This is a genomic window from Brevundimonas sp., assembly GCF_031082345.1.
Classification (GTDB): Bacteria; Pseudomonadota; Alphaproteobacteria; order Caulobacterales; family Caulobacteraceae; genus Brevundimonas.
Map to the genome: position 1 here is coordinate 1 of NZ_JAVHLH010000018.1, position 19,576 is coordinate 19,576.

The 19,576-nt window shown below is 69.3% G+C and carries 28 protein-coding genes; 10 read left to right on the forward strand and 18 right to left on the reverse strand.

Features of this window, described 5'->3' with window-relative positions; genetic code table 11:
• Window positions 1-47 precede the first annotated feature (47 nt).
• The 4 genes from RDU12_RS02245 (at window position 48) to RDU12_RS02260 (ending at window position 2,908) form a co-directional block, all read left to right on the forward strand.
• Window positions 48-611 (forward strand): 5-formyltetrahydrofolate cyclo-ligase, encoded by a 564-nt coding sequence (locus tag RDU12_RS02245; protein WP_300290731.1) that lies wholly within the window; start codon window positions 48-50, stop codon window positions 609-611.
• A 10-nt stretch (window positions 612-621) separates the two neighbouring features.
• Window positions 622-1,443, forward strand: coding sequence for a TIGR00282 family metallophosphoesterase (locus RDU12_RS02250; RefSeq protein WP_300290733.1), 822 nt, complete (start codon window positions 622-624; stop codon window positions 1,441-1,443).
• An 83-nt stretch (window positions 1,444-1,526) separates the two neighbouring features.
• Complete coding sequence (locus RDU12_RS02255) at window positions 1,527-1,967, forward strand: hypothetical protein (RefSeq protein ID WP_300290735.1); 441 nt, start codon at window positions 1,527-1,529, stop codon at window positions 1,965-1,967.
• Window positions 1,968-2,077: 110 nt separating this feature from the next.
• Window positions 2,078-2,908 carry a DUF5694 domain-containing protein gene (locus tag RDU12_RS02260; protein ID WP_300290737.1) on the forward strand — a complete coding sequence of 277 codons (831 nt, stop codon included), beginning with the start codon at window positions 2,078-2,080 and terminating at the stop codon, window positions 2,906-2,908.
• Window positions 2,909-3,017: 109 nt separating this feature from the next.
• On the opposite strand, the gene RDU12_RS02265 is transcribed toward RDU12_RS02260, so the two are convergent.
• From RDU12_RS02265 to purL, 3 genes are read right to left on the reverse strand one after another with little or no spacing between them, the layout of a single operon-like run.
• Complete coding sequence (locus RDU12_RS02265; protein WP_374990181.1) at window positions 3,018-4,586, reverse strand: alkaline phosphatase D family protein; 1,569 nt, start codon at window positions 4,584-4,586, stop codon at window positions 3,018-3,020.
• A 55-nt stretch (window positions 4,587-4,641) separates the two neighbouring features.
• Entirely contained in the window at window positions 4,642-5,001 is a 360-nt protein-coding gene (locus tag RDU12_RS02270; RefSeq protein ID WP_308684042.1) for a DUF305 domain-containing protein, read from the reverse strand.
• A complete protein-coding gene (purL, locus tag RDU12_RS02275; protein WP_308684043.1) occupies window positions 4,998-7,214 on the reverse strand; it encodes a phosphoribosylformylglycinamidine synthase subunit PurL in 2,217 nt (738 codons plus the stop codon). The genes RDU12_RS02270 and purL overlap by 4 nt, the downstream gene beginning before the upstream one ends.
• 102 nt (window positions 7,215-7,316) lie before the next feature.
• On the opposite strand from purL, the gene RDU12_RS02280 reads away from it, so the two are divergent.
• Window positions 7,317-7,472: a hypothetical protein gene (locus RDU12_RS02280; protein ID WP_308684044.1), complete on the forward strand. Its 156-nt coding sequence runs from the start codon at window positions 7,317-7,319 to the stop codon at window positions 7,470-7,472.
• Entirely contained in the window at window positions 7,472-7,714 is a 243-nt protein-coding gene (locus tag RDU12_RS02285) for a Tat pathway signal protein (protein WP_300290609.1), read from the forward strand. Before RDU12_RS02280 ends, RDU12_RS02285 begins: the two co-directional genes overlap by 1 nt.
• On the opposite strand, the gene RDU12_RS02290 is transcribed toward RDU12_RS02285, so the two are convergent.
• Window positions 7,711-8,511 carry a hypothetical protein gene (locus RDU12_RS02290; RefSeq protein WP_308684045.1) on the reverse strand — a complete coding sequence of 267 codons (801 nt, stop codon included), beginning with the start codon at window positions 8,509-8,511 and terminating at the stop codon, window positions 7,711-7,713. The genes RDU12_RS02285 and RDU12_RS02290 overlap by 4 nt on opposite strands.
• Window positions 8,512-8,623: 112 nt before the next feature.
• Between RDU12_RS02290 and RDU12_RS02295 the strand changes: the two genes are divergently transcribed.
• Window positions 8,624-8,857, forward strand: coding sequence for a hypothetical protein (locus RDU12_RS02295; protein WP_300290612.1), 234 nt, complete (start codon window positions 8,624-8,626; stop codon window positions 8,855-8,857).
• On the opposite strand, the gene RDU12_RS02300 is transcribed toward RDU12_RS02295, so the two are convergent.
• From RDU12_RS02300 to purC, 8 genes are all read right to left on the reverse strand, one after another.
• Complete coding sequence (locus RDU12_RS02300) at window positions 8,854-9,399, reverse strand: sugar O-acetyltransferase (protein WP_300290614.1); 546 nt, start codon at window positions 9,397-9,399, stop codon at window positions 8,854-8,856. The two genes, RDU12_RS02295 and RDU12_RS02300, sit on opposite strands and share 4 nt — an antisense overlap.
• 76 nt (window positions 9,400-9,475) lie before the next feature.
• A complete protein-coding gene (gene purQ / locus RDU12_RS02305) occupies window positions 9,476-10,138 on the reverse strand; it encodes a phosphoribosylformylglycinamidine synthase subunit PurQ (RefSeq protein WP_300290617.1) in 663 nt (220 codons plus the stop codon).
• A 43-nt stretch (window positions 10,139-10,181) separates the two neighbouring features.
• Window positions 10,182-10,523: a DUF421 domain-containing protein gene (locus RDU12_RS02310; RefSeq protein WP_300290619.1), complete on the reverse strand. Its 342-nt coding sequence runs from the start codon at window positions 10,521-10,523 to the stop codon at window positions 10,182-10,184.
• Between the two features lie 14 nt (window positions 10,524-10,537).
• Window positions 10,538-10,663, reverse strand: a complete 126-nt coding sequence (locus RDU12_RS02315) for a hypothetical protein (protein ID WP_300290621.1) — start codon at window positions 10,661-10,663, stop codon at window positions 10,538-10,540.
• Window positions 10,664-10,698: 35 nt separating this feature from the next.
• Complete coding sequence (locus RDU12_RS02320) at window positions 10,699-11,163, reverse strand: YbhB/YbcL family Raf kinase inhibitor-like protein (RefSeq protein ID WP_300290623.1); 465 nt, start codon at window positions 11,161-11,163, stop codon at window positions 10,699-10,701.
• A 60-nt stretch (window positions 11,164-11,223) separates the two neighbouring features.
• Window positions 11,224-11,355: a hypothetical protein gene (locus tag RDU12_RS02325; RefSeq protein WP_300290625.1), complete on the reverse strand. Its 132-nt coding sequence runs from the start codon at window positions 11,353-11,355 to the stop codon at window positions 11,224-11,226.
• Entirely contained in the window at window positions 11,352-11,588 is a 237-nt protein-coding gene (purS, locus tag RDU12_RS02330) for a phosphoribosylformylglycinamidine synthase subunit PurS (protein WP_300290627.1), read from the reverse strand. The genes RDU12_RS02325 and purS overlap by 4 nt, the downstream gene beginning before the upstream one ends.
• A complete protein-coding gene (gene purC / locus RDU12_RS02335) occupies window positions 11,588-12,346 on the reverse strand; it encodes a phosphoribosylaminoimidazolesuccinocarboxamide synthase (RefSeq protein WP_300290633.1) in 759 nt (252 codons plus the stop codon). The genes purS and purC overlap by 1 nt, the downstream gene beginning before the upstream one ends.
• Before the next feature lie 245 nt (window positions 12,347-12,591).
• Here purC and RDU12_RS02340 point away from each other — a divergent pair, with 245 nt between their 5' ends.
• Entirely contained in the window at window positions 12,592-12,915 is a 324-nt protein-coding gene (locus tag RDU12_RS02340; protein ID WP_300290629.1) for a DUF1476 domain-containing protein, read from the forward strand.
• A gap of 120 nt (window positions 12,916-13,035) precedes the next feature.
• On the opposite strand, the gene RDU12_RS02345 is transcribed toward RDU12_RS02340, so the two are convergent.
• From RDU12_RS02345 to purB, 3 genes are all read right to left on the reverse strand, one after another.
• Complete coding sequence (locus RDU12_RS02345; RefSeq protein WP_300290631.1) at window positions 13,036-13,605, reverse strand: fasciclin domain-containing protein; 570 nt, start codon at window positions 13,603-13,605, stop codon at window positions 13,036-13,038.
• A gap of 119 nt (window positions 13,606-13,724) precedes the next feature.
• Window positions 13,725-14,216, reverse strand: coding sequence for a DNA-deoxyinosine glycosylase (locus RDU12_RS02350; RefSeq protein ID WP_308684046.1), 492 nt, complete (start codon window positions 14,214-14,216; stop codon window positions 13,725-13,727).
• Between the two features lie 4 nt (window positions 14,217-14,220).
• The gene (gene purB, locus RDU12_RS02355) at window positions 14,221-15,528 is read right to left on the reverse strand and encodes an adenylosuccinate lyase (protein ID WP_300290276.1); all 1,308 of its coding nucleotides are present in this window, start codon (window positions 15,526-15,528) and stop codon (window positions 14,221-14,223) included.
• Window positions 15,529-15,656: 128 nt separating this feature from the next.
• On the opposite strand from purB, the gene RDU12_RS02360 reads away from it, so the two are divergent.
• Window positions 15,657-16,301 carry a glutathione S-transferase gene (locus RDU12_RS02360; protein WP_300290272.1) on the forward strand — a complete coding sequence of 215 codons (645 nt, stop codon included), beginning with the start codon at window positions 15,657-15,659 and terminating at the stop codon, window positions 16,299-16,301.
• Window positions 16,302-16,491: 190 nt separating this feature from the next.
• Here RDU12_RS02360 and RDU12_RS02365 read toward each other — a convergent pair whose 3' ends face one another.
• The 3 genes from RDU12_RS02365 to RDU12_RS02375 all read right to left on the reverse strand — a co-directional run bounded on the left by RDU12_RS02365 (window position 16,492) and on the right by RDU12_RS02375 (window position 19,312).
• Window positions 16,492-18,168 carry a lytic transglycosylase domain-containing protein gene (locus RDU12_RS02365; protein ID WP_300290271.1) on the reverse strand — a complete coding sequence of 559 codons (1,677 nt, stop codon included), beginning with the start codon at window positions 18,166-18,168 and terminating at the stop codon, window positions 16,492-16,494.
• A gap of 149 nt (window positions 18,169-18,317) precedes the next feature.
• The gene (locus RDU12_RS02370) at window positions 18,318-19,112 is read right to left on the reverse strand and encodes a uracil-DNA glycosylase family protein (protein ID WP_300290270.1); all 795 of its coding nucleotides are present in this window, start codon (window positions 19,110-19,112) and stop codon (window positions 18,318-18,320) included.
• Window positions 19,109-19,312 carry a hypothetical protein gene (locus RDU12_RS02375; RefSeq protein ID WP_300290269.1) on the reverse strand — a complete coding sequence of 68 codons (204 nt, stop codon included), beginning with the start codon at window positions 19,310-19,312 and terminating at the stop codon, window positions 19,109-19,111. Before RDU12_RS02375 ends, RDU12_RS02370 begins: the two co-directional genes overlap by 4 nt.
• Before the next feature lie 88 nt (window positions 19,313-19,400).
• On the opposite strand from RDU12_RS02375, the gene RDU12_RS02380 reads away from it, so the two are divergent.
• On the forward strand, window positions 19,401-19,576 hold a 176-nt coding region (locus RDU12_RS02380), incomplete at its 3' end, for a hypothetical protein (RefSeq protein WP_308684047.1).

The following is a 19,576-nucleotide window of genomic DNA, read 5'->3' on the forward strand; positions in this document are numbered from 1 at the left end:
CCAAAGGGGGAGGGGGACCATCCGAAGGATGGTGGAGGGGGCGGCGGATGCGCTACCTCTCCCCCATGATCGACAAGCACGAACTCCGGGCGGCCATGCGGGCGACGCGCAAGCGGCTCACCGGCCTCGCCCCCGAAGCGTCGCTGCGTGCGGCAGAGCATGTTGCAGACCTGCCGCCGGGTGAGACCGTCGCCGTCTATCGCGCCATCGGCTCCGAACTGGACGCCGAGGCCCTGTCGCTGGCGCTGGCGCGCGCTGGCCGCACCCTCTGCCTGCCGGTGGTCATCGAGCGCGACGCCCCCATGGTCTTCCGCCGCTGGTCGCCCGGCGAGCCGCTCGAACTCGACGAGGCCGGAGTGCCCGCGCCCTTTCCACTCGCCGCGACGGTCATCCCCGACCTGATCGTCACCCCCTTGCTGGCCTTCGACGCCCGCGGCGGCCGGCTGGGGCAGGGGGGCGGTTACTACGACCGGACCTTCGCCGCCTTGTCCGACGCGATCCGCATCGGCTTCGCCTACGCCGGCCAGGAAATGGAAAACCTGCCGCTCGAGCCGCACGATACTCGCCTGCATGGCGTTCTGACCGAGAGGGGCTATAGAGCCGTCCCATGAGGCAGACCCTATGAGACTGGCGTTTTTCGGCGATGTGGTGGGCAAGTCCGGCCGCGACGGCCTGTCCGATCACCTGCCGGCGCTGAAGCGCGACCTGAAGCTCGACTTCGTGGTGGTCAACGCCGAGAACGCCGCTGGCGGCTTCGGCATCACCGAGAACACCGCCCGCGAACTGTTCATGGCCGGGGCCGACTGCCTGACCCTCGGAAATCACAGCTGGGACCAGCGCGAGGCCCTGACCTATATCGTGCGCGAGCCGCGCCTGATCCGACCGCTCAACTACCCCCGCCTGATGGACGCCCCCGGCGCCGGGGCCAATCTGTTCGAGACCCACAGCGGCAAGACCGTTCTGGTCATGAACGTGCTGGGCCGCATCCACATGGACCCGATGGACTGCCCGTTCAGCGCGGTCGAGAAGGAGCTGGCGGCCTGTCCCATGGGCGCCGTCGCCGACGCCATCATCGTCGACATGCACTGCGAGGCCACCTCCGAGAAGATGGCCATGGGCCATTTCTGCGACGGTCGCGCCTCCCTCGTCGTCGGCACCCACACCCACGTCCCCACCGCCGACTGCCAGATCCTGACCGGCGGCACCGCCTACCAGACCGACGCCGGCGGCTGCTGCGACTACGACAGTGTCATCGGCAACGAGAAGGAAGAGCCCCTGCGGCGCTTCACCACCCGCCTGTCCGGCGGCCGCTACGTCCCGGCCCACGGACCCGCCACCGTCTGCGGCGTCTATGTCGAGACGGACGACAAAACAGGGCTGGCCACCCGGGTCGAGCCGATCCGGGTCGGCGGACGGCTGAGTCAGGCCGTGCCGGCGGTCTAGAGGCCTCCGGGTCACAACCGCTGCGTTGACCGGGTCGAGGCGGTCTGGGCAACCTTCGACTGGCTTTTCGGGGGGAGGACGCCATGGCGCCAGTAGAGGTCAGCGGTGAGCAGCACGGCCGGTTGCGCAGCTACATTCTCGCCGAGGCGCTTGAGCCGACGGCGAACTTCGTCCTGCAGGGCCTCGTCTGGCTGACCCTGGCGGTCTTGGTGGTCGTGCTCGTCGACCTCGTCGCTCGAGGCCGCTTCAGAAATATCTCATCGACCCTGGCGCTGATGCTGGCGGCTCTCGGGCCGCTGCTGGGCGTCTATGGGGCCGCCAATATCCTGATGAGCGCCTCGCTAGACCCGCAGTACATGCAGGTTGTTCCCGGCTCCCTTGGCCCTTCCGCGCTGCTGGTCGCAACAGGCATGCTGTGCGGTTGCATAGGGGTGGTGCTGGCCGCGGTGCTCAGGATCGTCCCGGCGAAGCGGCGGAGTCCGCTCCCTGAACCGCTCGATCAGCCCCGGGTTACGAGGCCGTAACACCTGTTCAACGGCCACAGACCGAACCTGTCGAAGAGTTAATGGCGCAGCTTGCATCCGCTCGCGCCGCCCGCCGCCTCTCTTCGCGAACATCCTCGCGGAGCATCCAGATGTTGAAAATCTTCGCCGCCGTCGCGGCCCTTATCCTCCCGACCGCCGCCCTGGCCCAGACCCCGGAGCCCGAACCCGTCGAGGTGATGATCCTCGGCGCCTATCACATGGGCAATCCAGGGCAGGACCTGCACAACGCCCGGGTCGACCCGGTCACCACGCCGGAGAAACAGGCCCAGCTCGAGGCGGTGGCCGAGGGGCTGGCCCGCTTCCGTCCCACGGCCGTCGCGGTCGAGCGCATCGCCCGCGACCAGGCGACCATGCTGGACCACCGCTACCCGGCCTTCACCCCGGCCGACCTGCTGACCAACCCGGACGAGCGGGTCCAGCTCGGCTATCGGCTGGCGCACCGTCTCGGCCTCGACCGCGTCTACGCCATCGATGAGCAGGACCGCGAGGGCCAGCCGTCCTATTTCCCGTTCGGCGACGTCCAGAGCTGGGCCGAGGCCAACGGCGGCGGCGAGCGGCTCGGCGCCATGCACGGCGAGGTGACCGCCATGCTCGCCGACCTCGAGCGGCGGCAGGGGACCGAGACGGTCGGCCAGCTGCTGTCCCGCATCAACGCGCCCGAACGGGTGCGGTCGGATCAGGGCTTCTACGCCCGGCTGATGACCTTCGGGGCCGCCGACGACCAGCTAGGCGCGGTGCTCAACGCCCGCTGGTACGCCCGCAACGCCCAGATCTTCGCCCGCCTGCTGCAGGTCGCCCGGCCGGGAGACCGCATCGTGGTGATCTACGGCTCGGGTCACAACTACTGGCTCCGCCAGATGGTCGAGACCATGCCGGGGTACGTGCTGGTGGAGCCGGGCGACTACCTGCCGAAAAATTGATCCGTTCGACAGTGCCGGTTGTCTTGCCTGTACCGGATATCGACGATGTCCCTGAGGGAGATGTCTCGCTTGTCTCGAGGGAAATGTATTGGTTCGTCGGCCTCGCAGATCAGGCCGGGACCACCCGCCCGTCCCCGCTGGCCACCGCGAAGGTCGCCCGGGTGGTCAGCGTCCCGCCCTTTTCCGACACCTTGTCCAGCACCTTGAACTCGGTCTGCCAGCGCTCCGGCGTCACGTCGCAGACGGCGTAGCCGCGCTGGGCGTTGTTGAACTTCAGGAACGGATTGTCGGCCAGGTAGCGGCGGCCGTCGGGCCGCTGGTCGACCCCGTCGCCCGACGAGCTGATCGAGGTGGTGACGAACTCCGTCGCCACCGGCGCGCCCTCGGGATTGCGGCTGTCGACGTGCAGCTCGCCCGCATAGTTCTGGTGCTCGTCCCCGGTCAGCACGACCGTATTGGCGATGCGCCGGTCGCGCAGGCGGTTCAGCAGCCGCTGCCGCGGAATGCGGTAACCCGCCCAGGAATCGAGGTTGTAGCCCGGCTCCGGCCCTTCCTTGCGGTCCAGGTCCATCACCATGATCTGCTGCGCCAGCACTTTCCAGTGGGCGTTGGAGCGCTCCAGGTTCCGGTACAGCCACGCCTCCTGCGCCTCGCCCAGCACCTGCGCCCGCGGGTCCGAGACCCCGTCGCAGGTCGCAGCCCAGCTGTCGCCGCAGGGCTGGTCGGTGCGGTGCTGCCGGGTGTCGAGCAGGTTCAGATCCAGCAGGTTTCCCCATGAGGCATGGCGATACAGCTGGATGTCCGATCCGCGCGGGAAGGCCGACCGGCGCAGCGGCATATGCTCGTAGAACGCCTGGGCCGCCGCCTGCCGCCGCAGCAGGAACACCTCCGGCGGCACGCCGTCGTCGAGGTCCGAGACCCAGTTGTTGGCCACCTCGTGGTCGTCCCAGGTCACGTACCAGGCCGCCGCCGCGTGGCTTGCCTGCAGGTCCGTGTCCAGCTTGTACTGGGCGTAGCGCCGCCGGTAGTCGTCCAGCGAATAAGTCTCGCCGCCCAGGTGCTGGCGCGGGTTCTCTATGGTCCCGCCCGAGCCCGTATAGGTCCGGTTGCCCCGCCCCTCGTAGATGTAGTCGCCGTAGCAGTAGACGAAGTCGAAATCCTCGGCCGCCGCCTTGCGGTGGGCGGTGTAGAATCCCTGCTCATAGGCCTGACAGCCCAGCACGCCGAAACGGACCCGCCCGACCGACGCGCCCGCCGCCGGGGCGGTCTTGGCCCGGCCCCACGGCGTCCGCTCGGCGCCGGCGGTGAAGCGGTAGAAATACTCCCGGCCGGGCTCCAGCCCCTCGACCTCGACGTGGACCGCATGGCCCATCTCCGGCCGCGCCACCGCCTCGCCCTTGCGCGCCACGTTGGAGAAGCCGCGATCCGTCGCCACCTCCCACTTCACTGGAACGGGCGCCGACGGCATGCCGTGGCCGATCTCGAGCGGCCGGGGGGCTAGCCGCGTCCAGATCACGAACCCGTCCGGGGTCGGATCGCCGGCCGCTATGCCCAGCTGAAACGGATATTCCGCGAACACCGGATCGGCGAGGGCCTGCCGCCCCGCGCCCAGCGCCACGCCTCCGGCGCCGAGCGCCAGCATCAGACCCCGACGGGAGACGGAGGAGGGAAGGGTCATCGAGGATGCTCCGCGGTTCAGACGGCGCAGATCTGGCATGGAAATGTGACGGCCGTCACTCGCCCGCTGCGGCGGTCGGCTTCCACGCCTGCAGCGCGGCGATTTCGGCCCTGCGTGTCTCGATGGTTGCCTGGGCCAGCTGGCGAAGGGCGGGGTCGGACGACTCGCGCAGCGACGCCTCGGCCCGGGCGATGGCGGCCCGGTGTTCCTGGATGGCGGCCTCGACATAGGCCTGGTCGGGGGCCGACGCCGACCGTCTCGCCTCCATCTCCGCCGTGGTCGGCGTCGCCGCCGCCTGCCGCGCGGCCGAGGCGTCGCGCAACGCCTGCTCGACCGGATCGCCGCCGCCCTCGCAGCCCATGAGCCCGAACGCGAGACCCGTCATCATTGCCACGGCGGCGAGCCCGCGCCTCATGCCCGGCCTTCGATCCAGTTCGGCATCCAGTTCTCGTGCAGCTCGCGCAGGTGATTCAGCGGCAGGCGGAACAGGTCGCCGTCCGGCCCGCCCGAGGCGAAGTCGCGCCCCTTGGCCCGGCCGACGACGCTGGCGTGAACGCCGGCCGCCTGCGCCGCCGCGAGGATGTCGGTCACGTCCGGCACGGCCACCAGATAGCGGGCCTGGTCCTCGCCGAAGAGCAGGATGTGGGCATGCGCCGCCGAGGTTGCGTCCAGGTCGACGCCGACGTCCGAGGCCAGGGCCAGGTCCGCCGCCGCGCCGATCAGGCCGCCGTCCGACAGGTCGTGCACCACGGTCAGGGCCCCGGCCTCGATCTGGCCGCGCACGAAGTCGCCGGTCTTGCGCTCCAGCGCCAGATCGACCGGCGGCGGGGCTCCGTCCTCGCGGCCCAGCACCTCGCGCAGATAGAGGGACGAGCCCAGCTCGCCCACCGTGTCCCCGATCAGCACCAGCACGTCGCCCTCGTTCATCCCCGCGAAGCCGGTGACCACGTCATAGTTGGTCAGCAGGCCGACCGCGCCGACCGTCGGGGTCGGCGGAATGGCCGCGCCATTGGTCTCGTTGTAGAGCGACACGTTCCCGCTCACGACCGGGAAGTCCAGCACCCGGCAGGCCTCGGCCATGCCGTCGATGGCGCGGACGATCTGGCCCATGATCTCGGGCCGCTGCGGATTGCCGAAGTTCAGGTTGTCGGTGATGGCGATGGGGCGCGAGCCGACGGCCGTCAGGTTGCGCCAGGCCTCGGCCACGGCCTGTTTGCCGCCCTCGTAGGGATCGGCCAACACATAGCGCGGCGTGCAGTCCGAGGTCATGGCCAGACCCTTGTCGGTGCCGTGCACCCGCACCACGCCCGCGTCGGCGCCCGTGGCCGAGTCCTGCAGGGTGTCGGCCATGACGTGGCGGTCGTACTGCTCCCAGATCCAGCGCTTGGAGGCCATGTCCGGGCAGGTCAGCACCTTGATCACGGCATCGACCCAGCTGTCCGGCGCCGGGATGGTCTTGGCGTCGAGGCGCGGCTGCAGCTCGGGCTGCACCCACGGCCGGTCGTACAGGGGGGCGTCGTCGAACAGCGGGGCCAGCGGCACGTCGCACACCGTCTCGCCGTGATGCTTCAGAACCAGCCGCCCGGTGTCGGTGGTGACGCCGATGACGGCGGCGTCGAGGCCCCACTTTTTGAAGATGCGATAGCCGTCTTCCTCGCGGCCCGGCTTCAGCACGGCCAGCATCCGCTCCTGGCTTTCCGACAGCATCATCTCATAGGCCGTCATCCCCTCTTCGCGCTGAGGCACCATGTCCATGTTCAGCTCGATGCCGACCTCGCCCTTGCCGGCCATCTCGACCGACGACGAGGTCAGGCCCGCCGCGCCCATGTCCTGGATCGCCGCCACGGCGCCCGAGGCCATCAGCTCCAGCGTCGCCTCGATCAGCAGCTTCTCGGCGAAGGGATCGCCCACTTGCACCGTCGGGCGCTTCTCGTCCGAATCCTCGTCGAACTCGGCCGAGGCCATGGTCGCGCCGTGAATGCCGTCGCGGCCGGTCTTCGACCCGAAATAGACCACCGACAGCCCCGGCGCGGGCGCGGCCGAGTAGAACAGGGCGTCGGCCTTGGCCACGCCGACGCACATGGCGTTGACCAGGATGTTGCCGTTATAGCCGGCGTGGAAATTGGTCTCGCCGCCCACCGTCGGCACGCCGACGCAGTTGCCGTAGCCGCCGATGCCCGAGACCACGCCCTTGACCAGCCGCTTCGACTTCTCGTGCGACGGGTCGCCGAAGCGCAGGGCGTTCAGCAGCGCCACCGGCCGCGCGCCCATGGTGAAGACGTCGCGCATGATGCCGCCCACGCCGGTCGCCGCGCCCTGGTAGGGCTCGATGTAGGAGGGGTGGTTATGGCTCTCCATCTTGAAGATGCAGGCGTCGCCGTCGTCGATGTCGATGACCCCGGCGTTCTCGCCCGGCCCGCAGATCACCCGCGGCCCCTTGGTCGGGAATTTGCCGAGGTGGATCTTCGACGACTTGTACGAGCAGTGCTCGGACCACATCACCGAGAACACGCCCAGTTCGACCTGGTTGGGTTCTCGCCCCAGCCGGTCGAGGACGACCTGATACTCATTGGGGGCCAGGCCGTATTCGGCGGCCAGTTCGGCCATGGTCTTTTGCGGAGCGCTCATGGCCGCGCCTTCTAGCCGCAGACGGCGCCCCTGTCAGCCGTCCTCGACGGGAACATCGGCGCTGGCCCGCCATTGAGTCCGGCGAAGCCAATGGAGGCCGCCATGACCGACCAGCCGATCGACCCCGCCGCCACGCCCGAGGACCCGGACGCCCCCGAGATCGCCGCCGACGACGCCGGGGCCAGCGCCGCCGCCGAGCGGATGAGCAAACACGCGGCCAACGACGACGACGACGCCGTCGACGGAGAGGGCGTCTGATGGCCCGCACCCCCGCCGAGACCGCGCCGACTCACCCCGACCATCAGCAGATGGACCGCTCCAATGATCCCGAGGTCACCCGGGCGATGGACGAGGCCGCGCCCGAACTGGCCATGGCCAGCCGCCGTCAGCGCCTGACCGGCTCGGCCGTCGGCGTCGGCAGCGTCGGCTTCGACGAGAGCGGGGCCTTCGACGTCGGCGACCCCGACCACGACCCGCGGGAAATCCCCGAGGCGGACTAGTCCGCGGCCCGTTCGACTCCCGGCCGCAGGCGGAAGGTCAGCACCACCGCCCCGATCAGCACCGCCACGGCGGCCGCCAGGGCGAAATAGGCCAGCGGCCCGTTCCGCTCCTGCTCGGCGACGAAGGCGCCCAGCAGGCCCCAGGCGATCGGCAGGGCATAGGCCAGGGTGCGGGTGACCATGCTGACGCTCAGTCCCGCCAGCCCCGCCGCCACGATCGCCAGCATCGCCCAGACCGTCGGGCTGATCATCGTCGGCAGGGCGTCGTTCCCCGTCAGCACCGTCAGCAGGTTCAGCGGCGCCGCCACGGTCAGCCAGCCGGCCAGCAGCGCCAGCGGCCAGACCACCATCATCCGGTCCCGATCCGTCCGGCCCAGAGCCCGGATCTCCCGGGCGTTGATGATCATCGGAGCCAGCACGGCGGTCAGCGAGCCAAAGATCAGCACCACGGTCGCCGCTTCCCAGTCGAAGGCCGCCGCGACCACCCACCAGCCTATGCCGAGGAAGGCGACGACCGACGGCCAGCCGAACCTTTGGATCAGCAGGCTCTCGCCGGTCTGCGGCAGGGCCTGGCGCACCGCATAGATCAGCATGCCCAGATAGATCAGCCCCCAGATCGAGAAGGCGTAGCCCGCCACCCTCAGCGTCTCGTCGCTGTCGGCTGAGAACTCGGCCGGCGACTGGCCCCAACCCATCAGGATCTGGGCCTGGGCGATGACGATGGCGAAGAGGGCGGTGGCCAGGACGATGATCCGGCGCGTCATCTGGGCAGAGGTCGGTCGAAGGATCGAGGACATGGGGGCTCCCGCCAGCGTGGCTGTTGCGGACTCTACGCGTCCGGGGCCCCCTTGGTTCAATCGGGCCGGAACTCGCGCTGCGCCGGCCGGTTCTCTTACAAAGGAGATCGCCATGACCGACCGCCCCAAAGAGACCCCGGCCTTCGAGACCGACACCCCCCGGGCCGACCGCGCCCGCGAGCAGGGTCTCGGTCTCGGCGCGCGCGAACTCAACGCCCAGAGCGATCCGGGGACCGCCCGCGCCGCCGACGAGGATGCGAAGATGGAGGACGGCTCTTCGATCAACGCCGGGGACGAGGACGCGCTCGATCAGTCGATCGGCGTCCAGGGCGCTGACCCGACCTAGGCGCCGATCCGCGCCGGATTGCCCACAGCGGTCGCCCCGGCCGGGACGTCGCGCGTCACCACGGCGCCGGCGCCTATGATCGCATCGTCGCCGATCGTCACCCCGGGCAGGATCAGCGCCCCGCCGCCGATCCAGACGTTGAAGCCGATCACGATCGGCCGTCCGAACTCGATCCCGGCCGCCCGCTCGGCCGCGTCGCGCGGGTGGTCCGCGGTCAGAATCTGCACGCCCGGCCCGATCTGCGTCCCGTCGCCGATATCGACCTCGCAGACGTCGAGAATGACGCAGTTGAAGTTGAGAAACACATTGCGGCCCAGCCGGATGTTGTAGCCGTAGTCGCAGTGGAACGGCGGCCGGATCACCGCGCCCTCGCCGACCTCGCCCAGCCGCTGCCGCAGCAGGTCGCGCCGTTCCGCCGGCGTGGCGCCGAGCGACGCGTTGTAGCGCGCCATCCAGTGTTTGGCGGCGGTCTGGTCATCCTGAAGCTCCGGGTCGCCGGGATTGTACGGCAGCCCCGAGATCATCTTCTGGCGTTCGCTCATGAACATGGCCGGCCCCCACGCGACGAAGCGGCGACTTCGGCCGCATCGGCCGGCCGGGTCAAGCCCGGCGGCGGGGTCAGGCCGCCGCGAAGATGCTGCGGAACAGGGTCGCGCCGTCGGCGGAGCCGAGCTCGTCCTCGAAGGCCCGGTCGGGGTGGGGCATCATGCCCAGCACGTTTCCGCGCGCATTCTGGATGCCGGCGATGTCGTCGACCGAGCCGTTCGGATTGTCGACGTAGCGGAACACCACCTGGCCCTCGCCCTCGATCCGCTTCAGCGTCTCGGCGTCGGCGAAATAGTTGCCGTCGCCATTGCCCTGGGTCATCACCACCTCGCGCTGGCCCTGATAGCCGGCGGTGAAGCGGGTCTGGCCGTTGGCGATCGTCAGGCTGACCGGCTTGCAGACGTATTTGAGCCCGGCGTTCCTCAGCAGGGCGCCCGGCAGCATCCCCGCCTCGCACAGGATCTGGAAGCCGTTGCAGATGCCGACCACGGCCACGCCGTCGTCCGCGGCCTTCTTGACCGCCTGCATCACGGGCGACTGCGCCGCCATGGCCCCGCAGCGCAGATAATCGCCATAGGAGAACCCGCCCGGCAGGACGATCAGGTCCAGCCCGGACGGCAGTTCGGTGTCCTGATGCCAGACCATGTCGACGGTTTCACCCGTCGAGCGTTCGATCGCGACCTTGCAGTCGCGATCACAGTTGGACCCCGGGAAGACGATGACGGCTGCGCTCATGGGCGCGCCTCTAGCATCGTTCGAAGGCGATGTCAGGGCGGGTTCAGCCCTCGCGGGCGATCACCGCCATCGAACCGTCGCTCTGCAGGAAGACGGCGTCCGCGTCCGCCAGGGTCCGGCCCCCGGAGTCCCGGATCGCCTGCAGAACCTCATCGTCGGTGATCCGCTCGCGCCGCAGCGATTCGGGACGAAGTTCGCCCCCCGCCAACAGCAGCACCGGGTCCGCCCGGATCAGCCGGTGCAGGCTGGGCCTGCGCACCATGGTCCAGGTCACGGCGAACTGCAGCAGCACCAGCAAGACCATGGCGATCACGCCGTCGAGCAGAGGCGTGTTCCTGTCGAGGATGGCGGTCGACAGGGTCGAGCCGAGGGCGACGGTGACCACCAGATCGAAGGCGTTCAGCTTGACAGGGTCCGCTTGCCCGTCAGCCGCAGGATCACGATCAGGGCGGCGTAGGACAGTACGCCGGTGACGAGGATCCGCAGCGGACCGTCCCAGCCCTGGAAGAAGATCGAGGAAGCCATGCCGGGCTAACCCCGACTGTATGGCTACGGTTCCGTCAGCCCTTGTTCTCCCAGGTCGCCGTGATCGACGCCTTCGCCAGGGTGTGGAAATGCAGGTTGAAGCCGAACACCGCGCCCGAATTGTCCGGCGTCACGTCCAGCCGATCCGTATCGACGGCGAACACCGTGAAGATGTACCGGTGCGGCCCGTGGCCCGGCGGCGGGGCGGCCCCGCCATAGCCCGGCTCGCCGAAATCGGTCCGACCCTCGACGGCGCCCGCCGGAACCGGCCCGCCGGCCGGAAGCTCGGTCACATCGGCGGGAATATTGGCCACGGTCCAATGCCAGAAGCCCGAGCCGGTCGGCGCGTCCGGGTCGTAGCAGGTGACGGCGTAGCTCTTCGTCCCCTCGGGCGCCCCGGACCACTTCAGATGCGGCGAGGTATTGCCTCTGGCCTGCACCTGCGCGTCCGGCAGCACGCCGCCGTCGGTGATGTCGTTGGAGCTGAGGGTGAAGGTCATGGCGCGTCCTCCTGTCTGGGTGTCGCCCACCCTAACGCAGGGACCCGCCGGAAGTCGCCTCTAGTGCGCCGCATCCTTGGCCGCCGGCGTGAAGGCGCGGTCGTCCATCAGTCCGCCGGCCAGCGCCGCCGCGAACACCACGCAGGCGGCCAGCACGAACAGGGCGACGGCCAACTTCAGACCCCGTTTCACGCGATCTCTATGCGGTAGCTTTCGATGACCGTGTTGGCGAGCAGGGTCTCGCACATCTTCTTCGCCTCGGCGGCGGGATCGTCCACGCCGTCCAGATCGAACTCGATCAGCTTGCCGACCCGGGCGTGGTCCACGCCGGTCCAGCCCAGCCCGTGCAGGGCGCCTTCGACGGCCTTGCCCTGAACGTCCAGCACGCCCGGCTTCAGGAAGACGTGAACCTTCACCTTCGCCATCAGTTCAATCCCCCCTGAATCACGGTCGGCATGTCCTTCATGATGCCCAGTCGCCGGGCCACTTCGGTGTAGCTCTCGATGACATTGCCGAGGTCGCGGCGGAAGCGGTCCTTGTCCAGCTTCTCGCCGGTGGTGCTGTCCCACAGGCGGCACGAATCGGGGCTGATCTCGTCGGCCAGCAGCACGCGCGAGAAATCGTTCTCCCACACCCGGCCGAACTCGATCTTGAAGTCCACCAGGGTGATGCCGACGGCGCCGAACATGCCCGACAGATAGTCGTTCACGCGCACCGTCATGGCCAGGATGTCATCCAGCTCCTGGGTTGTGGCCCAGTTGAAGGCGGTGATGTGCTCTTCCGTGACCATCGGGTCGTTGAGCTCGTCCTTCTTGTAGTAGAATTCGATGATCGAGCGGGGCAGGGGCGTGCCCTCGTCGATCCCCAGCCGTTGGCTCATCGAGCCGGCCACGATGTTGCGGCACACCACTTCCAGCGGAATGATCTCGACCTCGCGGATCAGCTGCTCGCGCAGGTTCAGCCGCTTGATGAAGTGGTTGCTCACGCCGATGCCGTTCAGGCGCGACATGATGAATTCGCTGATGCGGTTGTTGATGACGCCCTTGCCCTCGAGGATCGCCTTCTTTTGGGCGTTGAAGGCGGTGGCGTCATCCTTGAAATACTGGATCAGGGTGCCCGGCTCGGGACCCTCGTACAGAATCTTGGCCTTGCCCTCGTAGAGCTTCTTGCGCTTGACGTTCATCATCTGGAGTCCGGGCGGGGCCTCGCCAGAAACGAAAATCGCGCGGCCAGCACGGTGGTCTGGGCGGCGCGATCCGGAATCGGGCGGGCGGGAGAATTCGACGGGCCCTCCCTTACCGGAAGCCGGGCTGCGACACAAACGGCGCCCCTCGTTGAACCGTCAGGGTTTCCGTTGCGTTCGGCTCCTGTGAGGCTATAGACCACCACGACCGCGGCCCAGCCGCCTGACGGAGCCTGCAGACGCCCATGACGACCTTTGACGATCGGGAAAAGGGCTTTGAGTCCAAGTTCGCCCTCGATCAGGAACAGGAATTCAAGGCGGTGGCCCGGCGCAACAAGCTGCTCGGCCTGTGGGCCGCCGCGAAAATGGGGCTGTCGGCCGACAGCGCCGAAAAGTATGCGAGCGCGGTGGTGCGCGCCGATTTCGAACAGCCGGGCGAGGAAGACGTCTACCGCAAGATCGCCCAGGATCTCGAAGGCGCCGGCCTCGTCGCCTCGGAAGGCGAAATCCGCCGCAAGATGGACGAACTGTCCTCCGTCGCCCGCGAACAGATTCGCGCCGGCGACTAGACCGCCTCCAACGAGGAAAGGCCGCGGCCTTTCGGCTGCGGCCTTTCAGGACGGATCGATTGGGCGACCCGCCGCCGGCGCCGTCTGGGGGGAGGGCGACGCCGGTATTCCTTGCCGCCGTCAGCCGGGCGTCGCCACCGTATCCACGGCGTGGATCACGCCGTTCGACCCAACCACGTCCGCCTCGATGACACGCAACTCTCCGCCCGCGGCGTCGGTCAGCAGGACCGAGCCGTTGGCGTCGACACGGGCCGTCAGAACGCCGCCCTGAAGGGTGGTCAGGCTCAGGGAGCCGCCGCCCGTCTGGATGCGCTGCACCAGACTCGCCGCGTCCAGCCGTGCGGGAATCACGTGGTAGCTCAGCAGCCGCCGGAGCTCCGCCTGGCCCTCGGGCCGGGTCAGGGCGTCGCGGTCCGCCGCCGGAATCTTCTCGAACGCCGCATTGGTCGGGGCGAAGATCGTGAACGGGCCGCTCCCGTTCAGCGTCTCGACCATGCCGGCGGTCTGGAGGGCGCTGACCAGTGTGGTGAAATCCGGATCGCTCTCCGCCACCGCCAGAACCGTGTCCGTCGTGGCCGGAGCGGTCGCCGGGGTCGGGCTCGTCCCGGTCTCCGGCGGCGCCTCGCGCTCGCAGGCCGCCAGCGTCAGGGCCACGGCGGCCAGGGCGAGCAACACTGGACGGGTCGACATCATCGCTCATTCCCTCTTCGGCGCCGCCCTCCCGGCGGCTCCCCCAAGGGATATGGCTCAGCTCGGAAAAGGATGCGTCGGCGCGGCAATTTTCCGCACCCGGCGCTCGACGAGCGGCGCTAGCCGACCCAGCGGGCCAGCACGGCCCAGGCTGCCGCCTTCTCGGCCAACGGCCGCGCATGGGCCGGGCTCGACGACGGCAGATCGATCAGGGTCACGCCCGTCGCGCCTGCCAGCACGGCTCGTCCCAGCCTGGCCGCCTTGCCGCCGTTGAAGGCCACGGCCCGCAGCTTCGGCAGCTCCGCCACGAGCCCGCGCAGGTCGGCCGCCTCCGGCGACCGGATGGCCGCATCCAGGCTGCCCGGCCGCTCCGCGCTGGCGATCACGTCCCACAGTCCGACCCCCGCCGCCTTCAGCGCCGTCAGCCGGTCCTCATAGGGCAGGGCGGCCAGGTCGCGGCCGACGACGTCGCCGATCAGCCGCCAGAAGGCGTTTCGCGGATGACCATAGTACTGCCCGGCCTTCAGGGACGCGTCCCCGGGCAGGCTGCCCAGAATCAGCAGTTGCGTGTTGGCGTCGACGACCGGGGCGAAACCGGCCTTGCGGGTCACGGCGTCAGGCGCTCCGGGGCCCGAACACCCGCGCGAACACCGTGTCGACATGCTTGGTGTGATAGCCGATGTCGAACAGCGCCTCGAGCTGCGCCTCCGGCAGGGTGACCCGCGCGTCGGCCTTGAGGAAGTCGAGGAAGGCCCCTTCGCCGCGCCACACCTTCATGGCGTTCTCCTGCACGGCGGCATAGGCGTCCTCGCGCGACACCCCCGCCTGCGTCAGGGCCAGCATCACCCGCTGCGAATGCACCAGCCCGCCCAGCAGGTTCAGGTTCTTCGCCATGTTCTCGGGGTAGACGTTCAGCCGCTCGACCACCCCGGCCAGCCGGTGCAGGGCGAAGTCCAGGTGAATGGTCGCGTCCGGCCCGATGCCGCGCTCGACCGAGGAATGGCTGATGTCCCGCTCGTGCCACAGGGCGACGTTCTCCATCGCCGGCACGACCGCCGACCGCACCAGCCGGGCGAGGCCGGTCAGGTTCTCGGTCAGGATCGGATTGCGCTTGTGCGGCATGGCCGACGAGCCCTTCTGCCCCTTGTCGAAGAACTCCTCGGCTTCCAGCACCTCGGTGCGCTGCAGATGGCGAATCTCGACCGCCAGCCGCTCCACCGAGCTGGCGACCACGCCCAGGGCCGCGAAGAAGGCGGCGTGGCGGTCGCGCGGGATCACCTGGGTCGAGACCGGCTCGATCTGGAGGCCCATCTTTTCGGCGACATAGGCCTCGACCGCCGGATCGACGTTGGCGAAGGTGCCGACCGCCCCGGAGATGGCGCAGGTGGCGATCTCTTCCTTAGCCGTCAGCAGCCGCCGTTTCGCCCGCTGGAACTCGGCGTGATAGCCGGCCAGCTTCAGGCCGAAGGTCACCGGCTCGGCGTGAATGCCGTGGCTGCGGCCGACGCACGGGGTCAGCTTGTGCTCCTTCGCCCGCGTCTCCAGCGCCGCCAGCACCCGGTCGACGCCCTCGACCAGCAGGTCGGCCGAACGCGCCAGCTGCACTGCGAAACAGGTGTCCAGCACGTCCGACGAGGTCATGCCCTGGTGCAGGAACCGCGCCTCGTCGCCGACGATCTCGGCCACATGGGTCAGGAAGGCGATGACGTCGTGCTTGGTGGTGCGTTCGATCTCGTCGATGCGGTCGGCGTCGAACACCACGTCCTTGCCCTTGGCCCAGATCGCCTCGGCGGCGCTGGCCGGGATGGTCCCCAGCTCGGCCATCCGGGTGGCCGCGTGAGCCTCGATCTCGAACCAGATCCGGTATTTGGTCTCCTGCGACCAGATGGCGACGGCGGCGGGGCGGGAATAGCGGATGATCATGGGCGCGGGGTGTCGGTCCAGCATGGCCGGGAGTCAAGCGCAGCTTGTGACAGGCCGGCTCAAACTGATTGGCGCGCCCGCCCGAAGCCGCCTATGGCCGGACAGGTCGTCAGCGAGGAGCCCGCGCCATGGAACTGATCATCGGACCGCGTCTGTATTCGACCTGGTCGCTGCGCCCGTGGCTGGTGCTGAAGCGCTGCAAGGCGGATTTCTCGGTTCGCGAGATCGACATCTATTCGCCCGCCGGCCAGGCCGAGCTGGAGCGCATTTCCCCCTCCCGTCTCGTGCCCCTGCTCAGGGTCGAGGGCGAGACCATCTGGGACTCCATGGCCATCGCCGTCTGGTGCGCCGAACGGTATCCCGAGGCGCGGCTGTGGCCCGCCGACGCCCATGCCCGCTGGCTCGCCCGCTCCGCCGCCTGCGAGATGCACGGCGGATTCATGGGCCTGCGCACTGACTGCGGCATGGGCCCGGACCACACCATGGTCGGCCCGGACCGGTCTCCGCCGCCCACGGGCGAAGCGGTGGACCGCGACATCCGCCGCATCGTCAGCCTGTGGAAGGAGATGCGCGGCCGCTTCGGGGCCGGCGGTCCGTACCTGTTCGGCGAATGGTCGATACCGGACGCCTTCTACACGCCCGTCGCTGCCCGCTTCCGGCATTTCCAGATCGATCTGGCGGCCTATGGCGACGACGGTACAGCCGCCGCCTATCGCGACGCCCTGCTGGCCCAGCCGGATTTTCTGGAGTGGTCGGCGGAAGCCCTGCGTTAACCGAGCACCGGAACCCGGCCTTAAGACAACAATGGTATTCCGGGAGCCTCGCCAACGCATCTGCGTTCAGAGTTCAGCCATGTCGATGCCCGTGCAACAGCCCCAGCCCCGACGCCCCAGCCTGATGGTCTACGGGCTGCTGATCGTGATCGCCTGCTGCCTTCCGGCCCTGTTGCTCGCCGGCCTCTAGCTAGCGCGAACCGCCGATCGTCGGGCTCGAAGCGATCTCGACCGTCTGTTGCGGCGCCGGCGGCGGCACATAGTCCAGCGCCAGAGGCACCAGGGTCGCGCCCGACGCCACCGCGTCCAGCGTGTTCAGCGGCAGCCCGTTGAGGCGCTGATAGATCCAGTAGGCCGCCACGACCTTTTCGACATAATCCCGCGCCTGCGGCACATCGATCGACTCGATCAGCAGCAGCGGATCGGCGTCGTGGCCCAGCTTGCGCACCGCCGCGACCATCGGCCCCGGCCCGGCGTTGTAGGATGCCGCGACCCTCAGCAGGTCGCCGTTGATCGCGGGCATCGCCAGCACCTTGCTGACATAGTCCTGGCCGAGCCGGGCGTTGACGCCGGGATCATACAGCCGGTCGGGATTCGACACGAAGCCGCGATCGTTGGCGAGCTCCGCCGCCGTGGTCGGCATCACCTGCATCAGGCCATAGGCTCCGACGGGCGATCGCGCGCGGGCGTTGAAGTCCGTCTCCTTGCGGGCGATGGCGTAGACCAGCGACCGCTCGATGGTGAAGCCGCCCGCCGGCTCGATCACCGGCTGCGGATAGCGGTCGGCGTCGATGCGCTCGGCCTCGTCGCTGACGCCGGTGACGCGCGGGCCGAGGGCCCGGCCCAGCGCCGCCCACAGTTTGCGCCCCTGCTCGGTCAGCTCCGACCGCAGGCCGGTGCGCAACTCGTCGCGGGCCTCGGTCCTGCGTCCGACCTCGTAATAGGCCACGGTGCGGCGGGCGCGGTCGTCCGACCGGATGAAGGCGTTCAGGGCCTCGGCGTCGACGTCGTCGGCGATGCGGGCCGCGCGCTGCAATTGCGCCTCGGTCCGGTAGGGCGTCGGCCCCAGGTTCTCGATGGTCGGCTCCTCGCCGAGCTGACGCAGGGCGATCTGGCCATAGAAGGTCGCCGGCCAGGCGCCGGCCTGGCGCAGCAGCGGCTGCACCCGATCCTGCTGACCGGAGCGGGCGGCGCTGCGGGCGGCCCAGAAGGCGGCCCCGGAACGCAGCCAGCCGTCCTCGGTCGGATCATCCAGCACCCGTTCGAAGGCGTTCGCGGCCTTGCCGAACTCGCCCAGCCGGTACTGGGCCAGGCCCACCACCCACCAGTCGCCGATCTCCTCGCCCAGCATCACCGCGCCGGTGAGGTCGTCATTGTTCAGCGCGATCCGCGCCGCCTTGGTGGGGTCGTCCGGCGACGCCCCGCCGCCGGCCTGCACCACGGTCGTCCAGGTCCGGCCGCTGGTGCTTGAGGGCCGCCTCGGCATGGGCGCCCCGTCCGGGCGCCGACGCAGCGCCAGATTGTAGGCCCGCGGGGCGGACGACAGGTCGGAATACTCTTCCAGCCACGCCGCCAGTTCTTCGTAGGTGGCGGAATAGTCGGCGTGGAACAGCCGTTCGAATTCGACCTGGCCCAGCAGCACGCGGTCCTGGGCCTGGCGGGCCGAGGCGCGCGCCGCCTCAAGGTCCCCGCGCCGCAGGGCGTCGAAGGCGGTGGTGTAGCTCAGGCGATCGGCCGGGCTCAGCGCCGACAGCACCGCGCGACGATCGTCATCCTCGGCGTAGGCCGGAGCGGCGGCGCCCAGCACAAGGGCGAAAGCCAGAGCGGTCGTCGGCGCGAATATCGCGCGGCGGAATGTAATCGGCACTGAGGCGGCCCCCCTTAGAGCGTTCAGGCGGACCGTCTCGACTCGATCCACACGGCGCTGTTCGTTCGGTCGTCAGGCCAGAAAGGCGCCACTCGCCCCGGCCCGTGTCAAGGATTCACCCCTTTTGGGGCAGTTTTGAGTCGGGCGGGTTAATGGCCGGCCTTCTGGTCCAGCCGGGCCGCCAGCGACAGCATGTCGGCCCAGGCCTGCCGCTTGGCCATCGGCTGGCGCAGCAGGAAGGCGGGATGCAGGGTCGGCAGGGTCGGGGCCGACACCCCGCCCTCGGCCAGCCGCCACTCGCGCCACTGGCCGCGCAGCTTCATGATTCCCTCGTCCGCGCCCAGCACCGCCTTCGACGCCGCCGCCCCGACCAGCAGCACCGCCCTGGGTTTCAACAGGGCGAAGGCCCGCTCGACGAACGGCGCGCACACCGCCTGCTCGGCAGGCGTCGGGGTGCGGTTGCCGGGCGGCCGCCAGAACACCGTGTTGGTGATGAACACCCGACCCTCCAGCCCGGCTTCGGCCAGCATCCGGTCCAGCAGCTTGCCGGCCTTGCCCACGAACGGCTGGCCGCGTTCGTCCTCCTCCGCGCCCGGCCCCTCGCCGACGATCAGCACCTCGGCCTCGGGATTGCCGCGCGAGAACACCGCCTGCCGCGCGCCCAGTCCGCGCAGGGCGCAACCCTCGAACGCCGCGATCGCCTGGCCCAGCGCCTCCAGCGTCTCCGCCCCGGCCGCCAGTCGCCGCGCCTCGGCCAGAGCGCTTGAGGCGTCGACCACCGGCGTAATCGCGGCCGTCGCCTTCGCCACGGCCTTCACCGCCGGCGGCGGTTCGACATGCGTCCGGTCGACCGGCGCGTCCCCGAAACAGGCGTCGACGCCCGCATCGCGCCAGAAGGCGAGCAGGCTTTCGGCGCTGGCGGTGTCGAGACCAGGCGCAGTCATTGGTCATCGTCGTTCAGCGTTTCAGCCATCACGACGCCGCTGCCGACCATGCTGGAAATCCCTCCCATCACAGCCAGGCCAAGGCCGACCCAACCCAGTATGGGGCGCTGCAGAATATCACTCAAAATGAGAGCCACGACCCCTCCGATGACACCCACATAGGCGATCGGCCACAACCAGCTGAGTTGGCGCGAGTTCATATCGCACAGGGATAGTCCTTGACCGCCCCGGCGTCACCTTCCGATAAGGCGTCACCCACAAGACCCTGCTTGCGACGAGGAATCAGCCATGGCCGAGGACGCTATCGAAGGCGGCGCGACGAACGCCTGGCAGGAAGCGGTGATCGACAAACTGCCGCCGGCCGAGGCTCTGGCCGGGGTCGAGCGCGAGGCCATGGAATACGACGTCGTCATCGTCGGCGCCGGGCCGTCTGGCCTGGCCGCCGCGATCCGGCTGAAGCAGCT

What these genes read in the sequence shown, in the direction of transcription:
- RDU12_RS02290 (WP_308684045.1), bottom strand. Translation starts at nt 8,511, where the DNA reads ATGTCCTCGATCCTTCGACCGACCTCTGCCCAGATGACGCGCCGGATC.
- RDU12_RS02300 (WP_300290614.1), bottom strand. Translation starts at nt 9,399, where the DNA reads ATGAGCGAACGCCAGAAGATGATCTCGGGGCTGCCGTACAATCCCGGC.
- RDU12_RS02370 (WP_300290270.1), bottom strand. Translation starts at nt 19,112, where the DNA reads ATGACTGCGCCTGGTCTCGACACCGCCAGCGCCGAAAGCCTGCTCGCC.
- RDU12_RS02250 (WP_300290733.1), top strand. Translation starts at nt 622, where the DNA reads ATGAGACTGGCGTTTTTCGGCGATGTGGTGGGCAAGTCCGGCCGCGAC.
- purC (WP_300290633.1), bottom strand. Translation starts at nt 12,346, where the DNA reads ATGAACGTCAAGCGCAAGAAGCTCTACGAGGGCAAGGCCAAGATTCTG.
- purL (WP_308684043.1), bottom strand. Translation starts at nt 7,214, where the DNA reads ATGAGCGCTCCGCAAAAGACCATGGCCGAACTGGCCGCCGAATACGGC.
- RDU12_RS02285 (WP_300290609.1), top strand. Translation starts at nt 7,472, where the DNA reads ATGGCCCGCACCCCCGCCGAGACCGCGCCGACTCACCCCGACCATCAG.
- RDU12_RS02295 (WP_300290612.1), top strand. Translation starts at nt 8,624, where the DNA reads ATGACCGACCGCCCCAAAGAGACCCCGGCCTTCGAGACCGACACCCCC.
- purS (WP_300290627.1), bottom strand. Translation starts at nt 11,588, where the DNA reads ATGGCGAAGGTGAAGGTTCACGTCTTCCTGAAGCCGGGCGTGCTGGAC.
- RDU12_RS02375 (WP_300290269.1), bottom strand. Translation starts at nt 19,312, where the DNA reads ATGAACTCGCGCCAACTCAGCTGGTTGTGGCCGATCGCCTATGTGGGT.
- RDU12_RS02340 (WP_300290629.1), top strand. Translation starts at nt 12,592, where the DNA reads ATGACGACCTTTGACGATCGGGAAAAGGGCTTTGAGTCCAAGTTCGCC.
- RDU12_RS02345 (WP_300290631.1), bottom strand. Translation starts at nt 13,605, where the DNA reads ATGTCGACCCGTCCAGTGTTGCTCGCCCTGGCCGCCGTGGCCCTGACG.
- RDU12_RS02320 (WP_300290623.1), bottom strand. Translation starts at nt 11,163, where the DNA reads ATGACCTTCACCCTCAGCTCCAACGACATCACCGACGGCGGCGTGCTG.
- purB (WP_300290276.1), bottom strand. Translation starts at nt 15,528, where the DNA reads ATGATCATCCGCTATTCCCGCCCCGCCGCCGTCGCCATCTGGTCGCAG.
- purQ (WP_300290617.1), bottom strand. Translation starts at nt 10,138, where the DNA reads ATGAGCGCAGCCGTCATCGTCTTCCCGGGGTCCAACTGTGATCGCGAC.
- RDU12_RS02265 (WP_374990181.1), bottom strand. Translation starts at nt 4,586, where the DNA reads ATGACCCTTCCCTCCTCCGTCTCCCGTCGGGGTCTGATGCTGGCGCTC.
- RDU12_RS02280 (WP_308684044.1), top strand. Translation starts at nt 7,317, where the DNA reads ATGACCGACCAGCCGATCGACCCCGCCGCCACGCCCGAGGACCCGGAC.
- RDU12_RS02315 (WP_300290621.1), bottom strand. Translation starts at nt 10,663, where the DNA reads ATGGCTTCCTCGATCTTCTTCCAGGGCTGGGACGGTCCGCTGCGGATC.
- RDU12_RS02360 (WP_300290272.1), top strand. Translation starts at nt 15,657, where the DNA reads ATGGAACTGATCATCGGACCGCGTCTGTATTCGACCTGGTCGCTGCGC.
- RDU12_RS02270 (WP_308684042.1), bottom strand. Translation starts at nt 5,001, where the DNA reads ATGAGGCGCGGGCTCGCCGCCGTGGCAATGATGACGGGTCTCGCGTTC.
- RDU12_RS02245 (WP_300290731.1), top strand. Translation starts at nt 48, where the DNA reads ATGCGCTACCTCTCCCCCATGATCGACAAGCACGAACTCCGGGCGGCC.
- RDU12_RS02260 (WP_300290737.1), top strand. Translation starts at nt 2,078, where the DNA reads ATGTTGAAAATCTTCGCCGCCGTCGCGGCCCTTATCCTCCCGACCGCC.
- RDU12_RS02255 (WP_300290735.1), top strand. Translation starts at nt 1,527, where the DNA reads ATGGCGCCAGTAGAGGTCAGCGGTGAGCAGCACGGCCGGTTGCGCAGC.